At 56.8% G+C, this 15,186-nt stretch carries 13 protein-coding genes and 1 pseudogene; 7 read left to right on the top strand and 7 right to left on the bottom strand.

Annotation, left to right across the window (positions count from 1 at the left end; all coding sequences use genetic code 11):
• Positions 1 to 42 precede the first annotated feature (42 nt).
• From ACQY4M_RS09455 to ACQY4M_RS09445, 3 genes are read left to right on the top strand one after another with little or no spacing between them, the layout of a single operon-like run.
• The gene (locus ACQY4M_RS09455) at positions 43 to 414 is read left to right on the top strand and encodes a VOC family protein (RefSeq protein WP_428543436.1); all 372 of its coding nucleotides are present in this window, start codon (positions 43 to 45) and stop codon (positions 412 to 414) included.
• 39 nt (positions 415 to 453) lie between these two features.
• A complete protein-coding gene (dnaE, locus tag ACQY4M_RS09450; RefSeq protein WP_428543434.1) occupies positions 454 to 3,900 on the top strand; it encodes a DNA polymerase III subunit alpha in 3,447 nt (1,148 codons plus the stop codon).
• A gap of 3 nt (positions 3,901 to 3,903) precedes the next feature.
• Positions 3,904 to 4,998: a hypothetical protein gene (locus tag ACQY4M_RS09445; protein WP_428543432.1), complete on the top strand. Its 1,095-nt coding sequence runs from the start codon at positions 3,904 to 3,906 to the stop codon at positions 4,996 to 4,998.
• A 6-nt stretch (positions 4,999 to 5,004) separates the two neighbouring features.
• Here ACQY4M_RS09445 and ACQY4M_RS09440 read toward each other — a convergent pair whose 3' ends face one another.
• From ACQY4M_RS09440 to ACQY4M_RS09415, 6 genes and pseudogenes are all read right to left on the bottom strand, one after another.
• Positions 5,005 to 5,214, bottom strand: coding sequence for a SlyX family protein (locus ACQY4M_RS09440; protein WP_428543430.1), 210 nt, complete (start codon positions 5,212 to 5,214; stop codon positions 5,005 to 5,007).
• Positions 5,215 to 5,280: 66 nt separating this feature from the next.
• Entirely contained in the window at positions 5,281 to 5,529 is a 249-nt protein-coding gene (locus ACQY4M_RS09435) for a hypothetical protein (RefSeq protein ID WP_428543428.1), read from the bottom strand.
• Positions 5,530 to 5,600: 71 nt separating this feature from the next.
• Complete coding sequence (locus ACQY4M_RS09430; protein ID WP_428539582.1) at positions 5,601 to 6,827, bottom strand: IS256 family transposase; 1,227 nt, start codon at positions 6,825 to 6,827, stop codon at positions 5,601 to 5,603.
• Positions 6,828 to 6,980: 153 nt separating this feature from the next.
• Positions 6,981 to 7,274, bottom strand: a pseudogene (locus tag ACQY4M_RS09425) (methyl-accepting chemotaxis protein); the annotation flags it as partial.
• Between the two features lie 92 nt (positions 7,275 to 7,366).
• Positions 7,367 to 8,617, bottom strand: a complete 1,251-nt coding sequence (locus ACQY4M_RS09420) for an IS256 family transposase (RefSeq protein ID WP_428539230.1) — start codon at positions 8,615 to 8,617, stop codon at positions 7,367 to 7,369.
• Positions 8,618 to 8,688: 71 nt separating this feature from the next.
• Positions 8,689 to 9,816, bottom strand: a complete 1,128-nt coding sequence (locus tag ACQY4M_RS09415) for a HAMP domain-containing protein (protein ID WP_428543426.1) — start codon at positions 9,814 to 9,816, stop codon at positions 8,689 to 8,691.
• 94 nt (positions 9,817 to 9,910) lie between these two features.
• Between ACQY4M_RS09415 and ACQY4M_RS09410 the strand changes: the two genes are divergently transcribed.
• A protein-coding gene (locus ACQY4M_RS09410) for an IS3 family transposase (protein ID WP_428539245.1) occupies positions 9,911 to 11,043 on the top strand; the annotation gives its coding sequence in 2 pieces (ribosomal slippage) (positions 9,911 to 10,163 and positions 10,163 to 11,043; 1,134 coding nt in all).
• A gap of 38 nt (positions 11,044 to 11,081) precedes the next feature.
• Here ACQY4M_RS09410 and ACQY4M_RS09405 read toward each other — a convergent pair.
• Positions 11,082 to 11,897 (bottom strand): hypothetical protein, encoded by an 816-nt coding sequence (locus ACQY4M_RS09405; RefSeq protein ID WP_428543424.1) that lies wholly within the window; start codon positions 11,895 to 11,897, stop codon positions 11,082 to 11,084.
• 28 nt (positions 11,898 to 11,925) lie between these two features.
• Here ACQY4M_RS09405 and hisS point away from each other — a divergent pair, with 28 nt between their 5' ends.
• The 3 genes from hisS to hisG are packed head-to-tail and all read left to right on the top strand — an operon-like array spanning position 11,926 to position 15,176.
• On the top strand, positions 11,926 to 13,404 hold the full coding sequence (gene hisS / locus ACQY4M_RS09400; RefSeq protein WP_428543422.1) for a histidine--tRNA ligase: 1,479 nt from the start codon (positions 11,926 to 11,928) through the stop codon (positions 13,402 to 13,404).
• Entirely contained in the window at positions 13,405 to 14,490 is a 1,086-nt protein-coding gene (locus tag ACQY4M_RS09395) for an ATP phosphoribosyltransferase regulatory subunit (RefSeq protein WP_428543420.1), read from the top strand. It abuts the gene before it with no gap.
• Positions 14,487 to 15,176, top strand: coding sequence for an ATP phosphoribosyltransferase (gene hisG, locus ACQY4M_RS09390; RefSeq protein ID WP_428543418.1), 690 nt, complete (start codon positions 14,487 to 14,489; stop codon positions 15,174 to 15,176). The genes ACQY4M_RS09395 and hisG overlap by 4 nt, the downstream gene beginning before the upstream one ends.
• Positions 15,177 to 15,186 lie beyond the last annotated feature (10 nt).

The raw sequence follows: 15,186 nt of genomic DNA, 5'->3' as shown, positions 1-15,186 counted from the left end.
TGCATACAATATATGCAACCTTTTGAAAAATTAGTGAAACCTATGAAAATATCCACTCTACATCACGTTCAACTTGCCATGCCCAAAGGCGGTGAAGATGCCGCGCGGGCGTTCTATGGCGGCCTGTTGGGCCTATCCGAAGCTTCCAAGCCACCGATTCTGGCCGCCCGTGGCGGTGTCTGGTTTGAAAGGGGCGAGGTGCGGGTGCATTTGGGGGTCGAGCAGGATTTTCGCCCCGCCCGCAAGGCCCATCCCGCATTTCAGGTGCAAGGTGTGGCTGATCTGCTGGCGCATCTTGCAGCCAAAGGGGTGGCTGTCACCCGTGATGATAACCTTCCGGGGTTCATCCGTGGCTATGTGAAGGACCCGTTCGGCAACCGGATTGAACTTTTGGAACCTGCCCCCGCCGGTTAACGGTTTTCAAACCATCCCGTCTCGGGTTAGGTTCGCCCAATGTCTAACCCCCGATTCATCCATTTGCGTTTGCACAGCCAGTATTCCCTGCTGGAAGGGGCCGTGCCTGTCAAAAAACTGCCCGCGATGTGCGAGACGGCGAATATGCCCGCCGTGGCCCTGACCGACACAAACAACATGTTCGCGGCGCTGGAATTCTCGGTCACCGCCAAAGACGCCGGCGTGCAGCCGATCGTTGGCTGTCAGATCGACGTGGCCTATGACCCCGCCCAGCCCGGCGAAAAGCCCCGTGATCCGGCCGCCGTGGTGCTGCTGGCGCAGAACGAGCGCGGTTATGAAAACCTGATGAAGCTGAACTCCTGCCTCTATCTGGATAAACACGGGGCACTTCCGCAGGTCACGGTGTATGAATTGGCGCAATATTCGGATGGCTTGATTTGCCTGACTGGCGGGGCTGAAGGGCCTGTCGGCAAACTGCTGCAATCGGGGCACACGCCAAAAGCGCAGGCGCTGATGCAGCGGCTGGCCGGCCTCTATCCCGACCGGTTGTATGTTGAACTGCAACGCCACCCCGGCGAGGGTGGCCAATGCACCGAAGCCGAACGCGCGACCGAGCGCGGCTTTGTCGAAATGGCCTATGCAATGGACCTGCCGCTGGTCGCCACCAACGATGTGCATTTCCCCAAACCCGATATGTTTGAAGCCCATGACGCCCTGTTGTGTATCGCGGATGGTGCCTATGTGGATCAGCAGGAACCGCGCCGCCGCTTGACGCCGCAGCATTATTTCAAGTCGCAAGAGGAAATGATCACCCTTTTTGCCGACCTGCCCGAAGCCGTTGCCAACACCGTTGAAATCGCCAAACGCTGTGCTTTTGCCACCTACCGACGTGCGCCCATTCTGCCGAAATTCGCCGATGACGAGGTCGCCGAATTACGCCGTCAGGCCGCCGAAGGACTGAAGGCGCGGCTTGCCGTGATCCCGCATGCGGCCCCGGTCGAGGACTACGAAAAGCGGCTGGCCTTTGAACTGGATATCATCGAGGGCATGGGGTTTCCCGGGTATTTCCTGATCGTGGCCGATTTTATCAAATGGGCCAAGGACAATAATATTCCGGTCGGACCGGGCCGTGGCTCGGGTGCGGGTAGCCTTGTGGCCTATGCACTGACCATCACCGACCTTGATCCGCTGCGCTATAACCTGCTGTTTGAGCGGTTCCTGAACCCCGAACGTGTGTCGATGCCCGACTTTGACATCGACTTTTGCATGGATCGCCGCGAAGAGGTGATCCGTTATGTTCAGGAAAAATACGGCCGCGACTGCGTGGGCCAGATCATTACCTTCGGCGCGTTGCTGTCCAAGGCTGCCATTCGCGATATCGGTCGCGTATTGCAGATGCCTTACGGGCAGGTGGACCGGCTGTCAAAACTGATTCCGGTTGAAGGCGTCAAGCCGATGTCGATCGAAAAGGCATTGGCCGAAGAACCCCGCCTGCGCGAAGAGGCCAAGTCCGAAGAGGTGGTCGAACGCCTGCTGAATTACGGCCAGCAGGTAGAAGGGTTGCTTCGCAATGCCTCAACCCACGCTGCCGGTGTCGTGATCGGCGATCGCCCGATTGACGAACTGGTGCCGCTGTATCAGGACCCGCGTTCAGACATGCCCGCGACCCAGTTCAACATGAAGTGGGTAGAACAGGCCGGTCTGGTGAAATTCGACTTTCTGGGCCTGAAAACCCTGACCGTCATTCAAAACGCGCTGGATCTGCTGAAATTGCGCGGTGTGGATATCGACATCGGGCAAATCCCGCTGGATGATGAAAAGACTTATAAACTCTATGCCAACGCCAAAACGGTTGCTGTGTTTCAGGTGGAATCCAGCGGTATGATGGACGCGCTAAAGCGCATGAAACCCACCTGCATCGAGGACATCGTGGCGCTGGTGGCGCTTTATCGCCCGGGTCCGATGGAAAACATCCCGACCTATTGTGAGGTCAAGAACGGGCTGAAAGAACGCGAATCCGTTCACCCATTGATTGACCATTTGCTGGAAGAAACCCAAGGCATCATTGTTTATCAGGAACAGGTGATGCAGATCGCGCAGGTGATGGCCGGTTACAGCCTTGGCGGTGCGGATTTGCTGCGTCGCGCGATGGGTAAAAAGATCGCCGAGGAGATGGCCAAGGAACGCCCCAAGTTCGAAAAAGGCGCGATGGAAAACGGGGTGGATCAGAAGAAAGCCAGCGAGGTATTCGACCTGCTGGAAAAATTTGCCAACTACGGTTTCAACAAATCCCACGCGGCGGCCTATGCGGTGGTGTCCTATCAAACCGGCTGGTTAAAGGCGAATTATCCGGTCGAATTTATGGCCGGTGTGATGAATTGCGACATCCACCTGACCGACAAGCTGGGCATCTACAAAGAGGAAATCACCAAAGGGCTGGGGCTGGAAATTGTGTTGCCCTGCGTGAATGCTTCGGACGCCACCTTTAGTGTGGCCGATGGCAAGGTGGTCTATGGCCTTGGCGGGTTGAAAAACGTCGGGGTCGAGGCGATGCGCCTGATCGTCGAGGCCCGTGGCGATACACCATTCACCACACTATACGATTTTGCCCGCCGCGTTGACATGAAGCGGGTCGGTAAACGGCCACTGGAAATGCTGGTCCGTGCCGGTGCCTTTGACGTGCTGGATCGCAACCGCGCACGGGTGTTTGCCAGCCTTGAAGCGCTGGTGTCCTATTCCGCCGCGATCCATGAGCAGCGCAATTCAAATCAGGTGTCCCTGTTTGGCGAAGCCGGCGATGATCTGCCCGAACCGCGCCTTGCCAATGTCGAGGACTGGTTGCCAAACGAGCGGCTGGCCGAGGAACACAAGGCCGTCGGTTTCTATCTGTCCGGTCACCCGCTGGACGATTACATGGTGCCATTGAAACGCAAAAACGTAATGACCCTGACCGAAGTCGAGCGCAAAGCCGAACGCGGCGCTTGCGTGGTCAAAATGTGCGGCGCGGTGGCCAGCAAACAAGAACGCAAATCGGCGCGGGGCAACCGTTATGCCTTTGTGTCCTTGTCCGATCCGACGGGGCTGTACGAGGTCACGGTTTTCTCGGACACCCTGGAGGCGGCAGGCGATTTGCTGAACGCGGGCAGCAATGTGGTTCTAAGCATCGAGGCGACGATGGAATCCGATCAGTTGAAACTGCTGGCGCGCGGGGTGCAGGCGGTGGACGGCGTAGCCGCCGAAGCCGGATCAATGGGATTGCGGGTGTTTATTGACCGCGCCGAGGCCGTGAAATCGGTATCCTCGGTGTTGGAGCGCGCAGCCAAAGACGGCACATCGCGCAGCGGTGGTCCGGTGGTATTCTGCCTGATTGACGCATCCCTACCGGGAGAGGTTGAGCTTTCCCTGCCAAAGGACTATCCGGTGAACCCGCAGATCAAAGGCGCGATCAAAAGCCTTGGCGGGGTTATCACGGTAGAGGAATGTTAAGATATGCGGGTTGTCGGGTTTTCGGTTGCGTTGTTGATGCTGGCGGGTTGTCTGGGCGAGCCGCAAACACCTGCGATCGAAAATGCGGATGTGGCCACAGATATTGCAGCCAGTGGAACGCCTGTTGATCAGGCGCCAGATTCTGAAGCCGCTAAGGAGATCGCTGAAAATGATGAAAGCCCGGTCGAAGCGGTAGAACAGGCCGCGCCACAAAAACCGCGTCATGGGCTGTTTGGATTGTTTGGGCGTAACAAACCGGATGACACCAAGGAAACCGTTGCAGAGATTGCACAAGACGGGGCGACAGAGGAGGAGCCTGCGAAAGCGCCTGTTCCAAAAGATGCTCCACCGTCCGGGGATGCGGTCGAGGCCGAACTTGATACAGAGGCATCCGAAACGCCTGCGCCGCGCCGCGGGTTGTTCGGGATATTCGGTGGCAAGCGGGCACACGCAAATTCGATAGAACCGGTGGATGTCGAGCCTGTCGAAGTCGACGACATTAAACCGCAAGCCGATGAGACGCAGGCAGATGTTGCCATGGTTGAAGCCGACACACCGCGTAAACCCCGTCGGGGTTTGTTCGGTCCGCGTCGCAGTGATCGGCCGCAATCGGTGATCGAACCTGGAACGGTGCTGCCTTTTGGTGAAATCGGGGTGGTTTGCGGGGTGCGGGGGCGGGCGCTGGGCAAAGAGGTGGACCGGTTTCCGGCAAAGGGCAAAGGCTATCGTTTGTATGACAGCAATCCGTCCAGCACCCTGCCGCGCACCCATTATCTGACCGGCTTCAAAGACGGCTGCGCGCGCCAGTTCACAGCGTCCCTTGTGTTGATCGGCTCGCCGGTGCTGCATGAACAGATGCGCTATGATCCCAGCAACAAGGATATTCCGGTGACCGAGGCCGACAAGGCCTATGAGCGGATCAAGCGGCGTATCTGCAAGGTTTCCAAAGGCGAGCCTTGCCCGGAAAAACATGTTGCCGCTTTGGAAAAAGGCATGGCTTTTGTAACGCTTTACGAGCGGTTTGGAAGCAATGCATCCTGGGAAGAGGTGTTATTGCACAACGGGCAGATTGCAGGCACATCATTACGCAGACGTTAGGGGCGCCTACCAGTGTGGTGGTTTCTGGTCTGATAGAACCACAGATCCGCCATTGTCGGCATCGCGTCCGGCCTCGCGCTCCATCAACATAGTCATGCGGCGAGACAGGATTGCTATTTCACCTTCCTGTCGGGCAACAATATCCGACAGGTCATCTACTGCCCGGGTCAAATGGGCAATTTTCTCTTCCAGGGTGTTGATCTGATCATTTTGCATGCTGTTTGTTACAGCTGGGAATGACAGGGAACAAGCACTGTTTTAACCCTGTGAACCTAGCTGCGATCATGAGGCCAATACAATATCCTCCTCGTAAGGTCCGTCGTTGGGCTTGGAGGGAACAGTGTTTGAATTGTCGGTAATAAAACAAGAAACCGTATCAAACAATCCGTCAGCTTCCTGACTCAGGCTAACTGTCGAGGCTGTGGTTTCCTCGAACATGGCAACATTCTGTTGCGTGACTTCATCCAACTGGATGATGGCGGTATTGATTTCAGATAATTCCGCCGCCTGTTCACTGGCAGATGTGGACACGTTTGGGTTGTGTCTCGAAAGTGGTGGAAATTGATTTCAGGCACCTCCGAGCGGGTTGAGTTATGCGCCGGTCAGGCGGCTTGGTCAAGGGTTGCGTCGGCGACGGGCTGAGCGAGCGTTTCCCAGCCATCGACCTTTCGCATGACGATCTGCCCCGAGGCCATCAGAGCCCAAAGCAGCATCGGCACGGTCTCGGCGCATGGCAGCACGGTCTGGGTCTTGATGCGGCGGCGGAATTCCTCGTTCAGGCGTTCGATCGCATTTGTCGTTCTGGCCGATTTCCACTGGCCTTGTGGCAGACGCGTGAAGGTGAAAAGCTTATCTCCTGCTTCTTCCAAGCTGTCAGCGACGGCCTTGCATTTCAGCCGCCATTTTCGCAGAAATGCCTTGCGGCGGGTGGCGATTTCCTCGGGTGTTTTGGCGTAGATCATGTCGCGGTAATCTTCTGTCAACTCATCATGCATACGCTTGGGTGCCTTGGCCAGAAGGTTGCGGTGCTTGTGCACCGTGCACCTCTGGATCGGCAGATCTTCACCCCAGAGGGCAATGAGAGCGACCTCAAGTCCCGGTGCCCCGTCCACGATGACAAATTCGGGCCGTTTCAACCCGCGCGCATCCAGATCGTTGATGAACTGACGCCAGGCGGAGGTGCTTTCGCCGCCCATGTTCATCAGTGATAACAAGACCTTCTGCCCATCCCGGCGCACGCCAATCGCGGCCAGAACCGAGATATTGGTGGCCTTCCTGTCAATCCGCGTTTTGATCACGGTGCCGTCCAGGATCAGCCGCACGATGTCTTCATCCGCAAGGCTGCGGGCGCACCACGCCTGCCAGTCCACCTTCACCTTGCGCCAGGCGCGGCTCACCACATCCTTGCTGACCGCCCCCTGAAACAGGCCGAACAGGGCGCGTTTTACCCGCCGTGTGTTGGTGCCCGAAAGGTAGACAGCAGCGATCAGCGCCTCGGCCTTCTTCGTCAGCCGCTGGTAGCGGGGCAATGCCTTCGAGCGCCATTCTCTGGCCTTGCCGGCCTCGCCTGTGATCCGCGCACGCGGCACGCGCACCGTTTCGGTTCCAAATGTTCCGACCAGTTGCCGCTCGCGATGCCCGTGGCGGTATCCGGCCTTTGCCCCGCCGCTGCGGCCATACCGGCAACGGCCCAGAAACTGCTCCAGCTCCTCTTCGAAAACCGCCTCGATCGTCGCGCGGATGTTCTGGCGCAGCCGGTCTTCAATCGGGTCATAGCCTGCTTCATTGGCCAGTAGCGCGGATGTCGATGTTGCTGTATTCTTTGTCATGGCGTGATCTCCTTGGCGGTTCCAGCCGCCGGTTGGGTGGCTTCGATGCACCCGGAGATTACGCCGTCCTCGAATTTCCACCAAACTCGCGACACTACCCACGTTTTCAACATGGCTGGCGATGCTTTCTACAGATTGGGCAATCGTTTTGAGTGAATCGCCGGCCTGATTAACAAGTGCAACACCGCGATTTACCTCGTTTGCACTGTTCGAGATCAAATCGCTAATTTCACGCGCTGCTTCCGATGACCTCTGCGCAAGACCACGTACTTCCGAGGCAACAACGGCAAACCCGCGGCCTGCTTCTCCGGCGCGGGCGGCTTCGACGCCCGCGTTCAGGGCCAACAGGTTGGTCTGGAAGGCGATATCATCAATGACGCCGATGATTTTGGATATTCTTGAAGACGAATCCTCGATCGCGCCCATCGCATTGATCGCTTCGGTCACCACATCACCGCTTTCGTCCGCCTGTCTTTTGGCCTCGGAGACCACTTCGTTGGCTTGTTGCGAGCTATGCCCAAAAGTTGGTGACGCAGTAATCAGGCGGCATGTTTTTCCTGCTTGATCCCGTCCTTAAATTCAACCCCTTCGATGATTTCCGGCAATCGGAATGCGCCGTCGAGTTTACGCCATTTCTTCTTTGCCGACATCATCAGGCGGAAGGTCATTGCCAAGGCGGTCTTGCGCCCGAGGCAGCCTTTGGTCTTCTTCGTTCGGTGCCGCACGGTGGCAAATATGCTTTCGATGGGGTTGGATGTGCGGATGTGTTTCCAGTGCTCGGCAGGGAAGTCGTAGAAGGTCAGCAGCACGTCCCGGTCCTTGGTCAGCTTCCCCACGGCACGCTCGTATTTCACGCCATAGGCTTCGATGAAGAAATTGAACGCGGCCTCGGCGTCCCGTTTGTTCTCGGCCATCCAGATGTCCTGTAGATGGCCCTTGGCTTTGGCTTGCAGCGACTTCGGCATGGCATTCAGGACGTTGCCGGTTTTATGCACCCAGCAGCGCTGCTCCCGGGTCTCACCGAACACCTCCCGCAAGGCGTTCCAGAAGCCGAGCGCGCCATCACCAACGGCCAGATCAGGGGCTTTTCTGAGGCCACGACGTTGCAAGTCCAGCAGCAGTTCACGCCAGCTCTGGCTGCTTTCTCGATACCCGTCCACGAGGCCCAGAACATCCTTGTTACCCCACTCGTCCGCGCCGATGATCACCAGCATGCATTGCTTGTCAGCATCCGTGCGCGGCTTGAAATAAACCCCGTCGGCCCAGAAATACACATAGCGTTTGGCCGACAGGTCACGCCGGTTCCAACGCTCGTATTCTGCCCACCACTCCGCCTTCAGGCGCGAAATCGTGCTCGATGTCAAACCACCCGCATCAGGCCCCAGAAGGGCCGCCAGTGCTTCGCCGAAATCACCCGTGGAAATACCTTTGAGATAGAGCCAGGGCAACAACTCCTCGACCGACTTTGCCCGGCGCAGATACGGCGGCAGAAGCGTCGAGGTGAACCTGATCTTCTCCGCCCCCGTGCCACGATCACGCACCCGAGGCACATTCACCGGGACAGGGCCGATCCCCGTCATCACCTCGCGCTCCGGCAGGTATCCGTGGCGAACAAGGCGCTGGCGACCGGCCGAATCCCTCAAATGCGCGTGTTGCGCCATCAGATCACAAACCTCGGCCTCGACCGCCTGTGCCAACAGATCCCGCGCGCCTTTGCGCAAGATATCCGTCAGCGGATCAGGTGAAATTCCGGCTGGATCGGTAAACTCCAAAATAGTATCGTCTTCCATGTGGCATATCCTTTTCTCTCTGAGAATCGCGGCGCGTCAACACCGCCATGATATGCCACCCAATCACCCCATCACCAACTTTCGGGCATTACTCCTTGTTGCGCCCCTTTTGCCACTGTTTTCACAGATGCGGTCAACTGGTTTAGAGACGTCGATGTTTGCCCCAGTGTAATCGCCTGCGTTTCCGTCCGGTTCGACAATTGCTGTGAGGCCTGGGAAATTTGCGAGGTTTCACTGGTGATGCGACCCGCACTTTCGGCGACATTGTCAATGGCACCCGACAATATGGTCAAGGCGTCATTCATACTGGTCTGTAACTGTGAGAAAGCCCCTTCAAAATCGCCTGACATCCGTTCGGTCAGATTGCTTTCGGCCAGACACCCGATCACGCGGTTTACCTCGCCAATCCCGTTATCGATTGTGCCAATCAGTGTATTGACGGATCCGGCAATATTTACCAGATCGGCATCCATATATTTGGTTTCAATTCTTTTCGTGAAATCCCCCATGGCCGCCGCTTCGACAACCGTGCGCATTTCCGCCTGAAAATCGTCGGCCTGGGCGCGGTGTTCCTCGGCTGCGATGGCCGAAAGCCGCTGTTTTTCTGCCATTTCTTTCTGTTCTTCCAGCAGATGGCTTTGTTCCTCGGCCATGTTTTGTTGTTGTTCCAGCAGCTGCGCCTGCTCATCTGCCATTTGCTGGTTGCGGATCAGATTGTCCCGAAAAACTGTTGCAACCCGTGCTATTTTCCCGATTTCGGTATCTGCTTCCAGATCTTCAAAATCTACGTGGGTATTGCCCTTGGACAGTTCTTCCAAAGCATTGGAAATCCTTTCGGCTGGCTCGACAATCCCCTTGGTCAAAGCGAAATACAGACCAAGCGAAAGTATGATTGCACAAAATCCAATAAGCACGCTTATGAAGATATTCACTTTTTTTACCCAGCCAAGGTCTTTTGATACAATCCGGCTGGCTTGCGCAGTTTCTTCGGCAATGGCTTTGACCAGCTGGTTCATGCCATTCAATGCGGGACTGTCATCGACCTTGATACGGCTATCCAGATCAGCAATGCTTGCCCCTTGCCCCAGCAGGTTCCGGGCAACCTTCAGTCCGTTCTCGTATTTCGAGATTACAGCTTCGATGTCTATAATTGCGGTTTCTTCCGCAGTGTTTATTCCTAACTCGCGATAGGCAGCCAAGGCTGATCTGGCATCGTTGATTGCTGTTAGAGGTGGTCGCGGAAATTCGGACCAGTTGTTAAGGTGGATCGACTTATGAGAAAGACGATTCAAAATGACGAAACGAAAGAACCATTCTCCCGAATTCAAAGCCCGCGTTGCGCTTGAAGCAATCCGCGAGGAAATGACGATGGCGGAGCTGTCGAAGAAGTATGGTGTGCATCCAACCCAGATTGGCACATGGAAACGAGCAGCGATTGAAAACATGGCCACGGCATTTTCCAGACGGGGCCGTGATCCTGATCGGGTTGATGAAGCCCAGATTGAGAAGCTGCACTCCAAGATTGGTCAGCTGGTCGTGGAACGGGATTTTTTAGCCAACGCCTCGCAACAGTTGCTCGGGAAGCGAGGCAAAAAATGGTGAGCCGTGAGCATGATCTGAGTGTGCGACGACAATGCGGGCTACTTTCTCTGGCGCGCTCGAACCTGTATTACCAGCCAAAAGGCGAAAGTGCTGAAAATTTGCGGTTCATGACAATAATCGACAAGCAATTCTTGCAGACGCCGTGGTATGGATCACGGCAAATGGCCCGGCACATGCAGCGCCAAGGTTACAAGTGTGGTCGCCACAGGGTCCGCCGTTTGATGCGGCTGATGCGGTTGGTTCCGATCTACCAGACGCCCAACACGAGCAAGAAACATCCGCAGCATAAGATCTACCCGTATCTGCTGCGAGACCTGACGATTGATCGTCCAAACCATGTGTGGTGCGTAGATATCACCTACATTCCGATGCAGCGCGGGTTCCTCTATTTGGTCGCGATCATGGACTGGCACAGCCGCAAGGTTTTGAGCTGGAGATTGTCAAACAGCATGGAGGCAGATTTTTGCGTTGAAGCCCTGAAAGAGGCTATGGCCAAATACGGCAAGCCCGATATCATGAACAGCGACCAGGGCAGCCAGTTCACCGGGTTTGAATGGACGCAGGCGCTGAAAGAAGCCGACGTGAAAATCTCGATGGATGGCAAAGGTCGCTGGGTCGATAACCGGATGATCGAGCGGCTTTGGCGATCCTTGAAATACGAATGCATTTACCTCAACGCATTTGAAACGGGTTCGCAGACCCGCGCCGGGATCGGGAAATGGTTGGCTTACTACAACACCGAGCGCCCGCATTCCACCCACGGAATATTGACCCCGGATGAAGCCTATGACAGAAAAACAAAACCAATGAGTTTGGCAGCCTAAATGAAACCCTGATCCATCTTAAACTGGCTGCTGACTGGTCAAAAAAGTGGGACCACCTCTGTTTTAACCTGTTCAATCCGGGGGGCATCATGGCGCAGAACATAGTTTTTGAACTGATGGATCATGCCATTAAACCCAAGCGCCCGCCGTAATTCCCCAAGATAATAGCTTTTGCTAAGCTGCGCGCTTTGATCCGGGCTTCTCAAATAAGAAAACAGATATTCCAGCCCCTCAACAGCCAGCTTGTCATTTATCTTCAGGGCCGCATCAATTTCTTCGGCGGTATGCCCCTGTTTTATAAGACCCGCGAGCCTGTCTGTATTTGCGACATATTCCTTGATAACGGATTTGATTTGTTCAATCGCAATACGGGATTCCGTGGTATCCAATAGCAAATCAAGACGTTGCAATCCGTACATGGCCACTGCGGCGTGCAGTTTTACCTTTTCAGCGCGGGCCAGATCCTGCCGGATGACCATATTCTTGAACTGGTGGATCATGCCGCCATATCCGATCGCCCCGACAACAGAAGTCAGGGCCGTGGCGCGTGGTGCGTTGGATTGTTTGTATTCCTGCCACGAGGTTTCCGTGTCCCCGACAAACCGCATCGATATCACCCCGATGATCGCGAAACCGATTGTCGCGACAATCATCAGGCCGACAATGGCTCTGGTCAATGTGCGGATAGAGTAATTATTAAGGGATAGAGACATCATATTATTGGCCCGGTTGTGATCATGTTCCCTTCGCAATAGGCCCAAACCCTTAACAAACTCTGGTAATTTGGCTGTTACATAGAATTGGATCAATTTTTCGCGCGCCTTGCCCTTGCGCGCCCCTTTGGATAAAGCCATCGGGCAAGACAAACCAAAGGGACACCCCATGGCCAAAGTGAAAAAACAGCCCCGCCCAAAGGCGCTCCCGCCCAAAGGCTTTCGCGATTATTTCGGCGTTGACGTGGCCGAGCGCAAAGAGATGCTCGACCGGATCGCGGCTGTTTACCATCGTTACGGGTTCGAGGCGCTGGAGAGTTCGGCGGTGGAAACCGTCGAGGCACTGGGCAAGTTCCTGCCCGATGTGGACCGCCCAAATGAAGGTGTGTTTGCCTGGCAGGAGGACGAAAAAGACTGGCTGGCGCTGCGTTACGATCTGACCGCCCCGCTGGCGCGGGTTTATGCGCAGTATCGCAATGATTTACCGACGCCCTATCGCCGCTTTGCCATGGGGCCTGTCTGGCGCAATGAAAAGCCGGGGCCGGGCCGTTTTCGCCAATTTTATCAATGCGATGCGGATACGGTGGGATCGGCGAGCATGGCTGCAGATGCCGAGATTTGTGCAATGCTGGCCGATACGCTGGAAACCGTCGGAATCCCGCGTGGCGACTACATTATCCGGGTGAACAACCGCAAAGTTTTGAACGGGGTTCTGGAAGTGATGGGACTGGAAGATGGACCCGCGCGCGACGACGTTCTGCGCACCATCGACAAGTTTGACAAGGTGGGCGAAGCCGGTGTGCGCGAATTGCTGGGCAAGGGGCGGCTGGATGCCTCGGGCGCTTATATCGACGGGGTGGGCCTGTCGGCGGATCAGGCCGAGCCGGTGATTGCGTTTCTGACGTCAAAAGCGGGTGATACCGCCGGAACGCTGGCCAATCTGTGCGCTGCCGTGGGGGATAGTGCGATTGGCAATGAAGGTATTGCCGAACTGGAACAAATCGCCGATCTGCTGGCCGCACTGGGTTATGGCCCGGACCGGATCGAAATCGACCCCTCTGTGGTACGCGGCCTTGGCTATTACACTGGGCCGGTTTACGAGGCCGAACTGACCTTTGAAATCACCGATGAAAAGGGGCGCAAGCAGCAGTTTGGCTCGGTCGCCGGTGGGGGACGCTATGACGATCTGGTCAAACGGTTCACCGGTCAGGCTGTGCCCGCAACCGGCGTTTCCATCGGCGTTGACCGCCTGCTGGCCGCGCTGCGTGCCAAGGGGCGGGTCGGGGGGAAATCGCCTGGTCCCGTGGTGGTGACGGTGATGGATCGTGACCGGATGGCGGATTATCAGACGATGGTAGCGGATTTGCGCAATGCCGGTATCCGTGCCGAGGTTTATCTGGGCAACCCCAAGAATTTTGGCAACCAGTTGAAATATGCTGACAAGCGCAATTCGCCCGTCGCCGTGATTGAGGGCGGGGATGAATATGCGCGCGGTATGGTGCAGATCAAGGACTTGATTTTAGGCGCAAAAATCGCCGAAAACGCCACGCTTGAGGAATGGAAATCGCTGCCCTCGCAATACGAGGTGCCGCGCGGCGATCTGGTGGCCAAGGTGCGCGAAATCATTGCCTTGCACGAGGCCGGATAAATGACGCCCAAGGCAAAAACACGCAGCGCAGCGGCGCGGTTTCTGGACTTTTTCGAAGGACAGGGCGCGCGGCGGGTGGAGACCGACATCCTGCAACCGGCAAAGGTTCTGCTGGACCTTTATGGCGAGGATATCCGTGCCCGTGCCTATGTGACATCCGATGCCCTGCGTGGTGAACAGATGATGCGCCCCGATTTCACCGTACCAGTGGTGCAGATGCATATGGAACATGGCGCCGAACCGGCCCGCTATACCTATGCAGGCGAGGTATTCCGGCGGCAGGAAGAGGATATTTCCCGCCCCAGCGAATTTATGCAGGTGGGCTACGAGGTGTTTGATCGCGAAAATCCGGCCGCAGCGGATGCCGAGGTATTCGCCCTTATCCGTCAGGTGCTTGCCCCGCTTGGCCTGCGGGCGGCAACCGGTGATATGGGTATCCTGATGGCCGCTGTGCGCGGGTTATCGACAACGGACCGGCGCAAGGCTGCCTTGCTGCGCCATATCTGGCGACCCAAACGGTTCCGCGCACTGCTGGATCGCTATACCGGCAAGGCAAACCCACCCGAAACGCGGGTTGCCCTGTTGCAGGCGGCAGATGCGCTGGAAGGGGCGGGGCCGTTCATCGGCTTGCGTTCAAAATCCGAGATCACGGCGCGGATTGATGCGCTGCGCGAAGACGCCGCCACCCCGCCGATTTCCGAGGCCGAGGCAGGCATACTGGACGACATCCTGAACCTGCGGGAAAAATCCCACAACGTGCTGGAACGGCTGCGCGACATATCGGTTGACCTGCCTGCCATTTCCGGCGCGGTGGATATGATGGACGCTCGCCTGACCGCGCTATCGGTACGCGGCGTCGATGTGCAAGCCCTTGATTTTGAAGGATCATACGGGCGCACCACGCTGGAATATTACGACGGCTTTGTCTTCGGATTCTACGCCGAAACGCGCCCCGATCTGCCGGCTGTGGCCAACGGCGGGCGCTATGATGCGCTGACCAGCGTGCTGGGGCAGGGGCGCAGCATTCCGGCGGTGGGCGGGGTGATCCGCCCTGAACTGGTGCTGGAACTGGGGGGCGCGGCATGACTGTGAAACTGGGCGTGCCCTCAAAAGGGCGCTTGATGGAAAAGACCTTTGACTGGTTCGGCAAACGTGGCATTGGCCTGCGCCGCACCGGATCGGATCGCGAATATGCCGCCGCTGTTGACGGGGTGACGGGTGTGGAACTGGTGCTGTTGTCTGCTGGTGAAATCCCGCGCGAACTGGCGGCAGGGCGGATTCATCTGGGCGTCACCGGCTCGGATCTGGTGCGCGAGAAACTGGCGGCCTGGGATACGCAGGTTGAAGAAGTGCAACTGATGGGGTTTGGCCATGCCGATCTGATCATTGCGGTGCCCAAATGCTGGGTCGATGTGGATACGCTGGACGATCTGGATGCCGCCGCCGCAGCGTTTCGGGCTGCGCAGGGGTTCAGGATGCGGATTGCCACGAAATACCACCGGCTGGTGCGGGAATTCCTGCGCGATCAGGGCGTGGCCGATTACCAACTGGTTGACAGCCAGGGCGCAACCGAAGGCACAGTGAAAAACGAAACCGCCGAGGCGGTGGCGGATATCACCTCGTCCGGCGAAACCCTGCGGGCCAATCATCTGAAAATCCTGACCGATGGTCTGGTGCACAAATCGCAGGCGACATTATTCCGGTCGCGTAAGGCGGCGTTGTCGGATGCGGACCGTGTGGCGTTAACGGAATTGCTGGGAAAACTGACTTGAGAGAGGAATG

Source organism: Profundibacter sp. (assembly GCF_965277155.1).
Lineage (GTDB): Bacteria > Pseudomonadota > Alphaproteobacteria > Rhodobacterales > Rhodobacteraceae > Profundibacter.
This window is presented reverse-complemented; position numbering and strand designations above follow the sequence as displayed.

Bases quoted from the DNA above. Each gene is read 5' to 3' on its own strand.
- ACQY4M_RS09455 (WP_428543436.1), top strand. From the start codon at position 43: ATGAAAATATCCACTCTACATCACGTTCAACTTGCCATGCCCAAAGGC.
- dnaE (WP_428543434.1), top strand. From the start codon at position 454: ATGTCTAACCCCCGATTCATCCATTTGCGTTTGCACAGCCAGTATTCC.
- ACQY4M_RS09445 (WP_428543432.1), top strand. From the start codon at position 3,904: ATGCGGGTTGTCGGGTTTTCGGTTGCGTTGTTGATGCTGGCGGGTTGT.
- ACQY4M_RS09440 (WP_428543430.1), bottom strand. From the start codon at position 5,214: ATGCAAAATGATCAGATCAACACCCTGGAAGAGAAAATTGCCCATTTG.
- ACQY4M_RS09430 (WP_428539582.1), bottom strand. From the start codon at position 6,827: ATGACAAAGAATACAGCAACATCGACATCCGCGCTACTGGCCAATGAA.
- ACQY4M_RS09420 (WP_428539230.1), bottom strand. From the start codon at position 8,617: ATGGAAGACGATACTATTTTGGAGTTTACCGATCCAGCCGGAATTTCA.
- ACQY4M_RS09405 (WP_428543424.1), bottom strand. From the start codon at position 11,897: ATGGCTTTATCCAAAGGGGCGCGCAAGGGCAAGGCGCGCGAAAAATTG.
- hisS (WP_428543422.1), top strand. From the start codon at position 11,926: ATGGCCAAAGTGAAAAAACAGCCCCGCCCAAAGGCGCTCCCGCCCAAA.
- ACQY4M_RS09395 (WP_428543420.1), top strand. From the start codon at position 13,405: ATGACGCCCAAGGCAAAAACACGCAGCGCAGCGGCGCGGTTTCTGGAC.
- hisG (WP_428543418.1), top strand. From the start codon at position 14,487: ATGACTGTGAAACTGGGCGTGCCCTCAAAAGGGCGCTTGATGGAAAAG.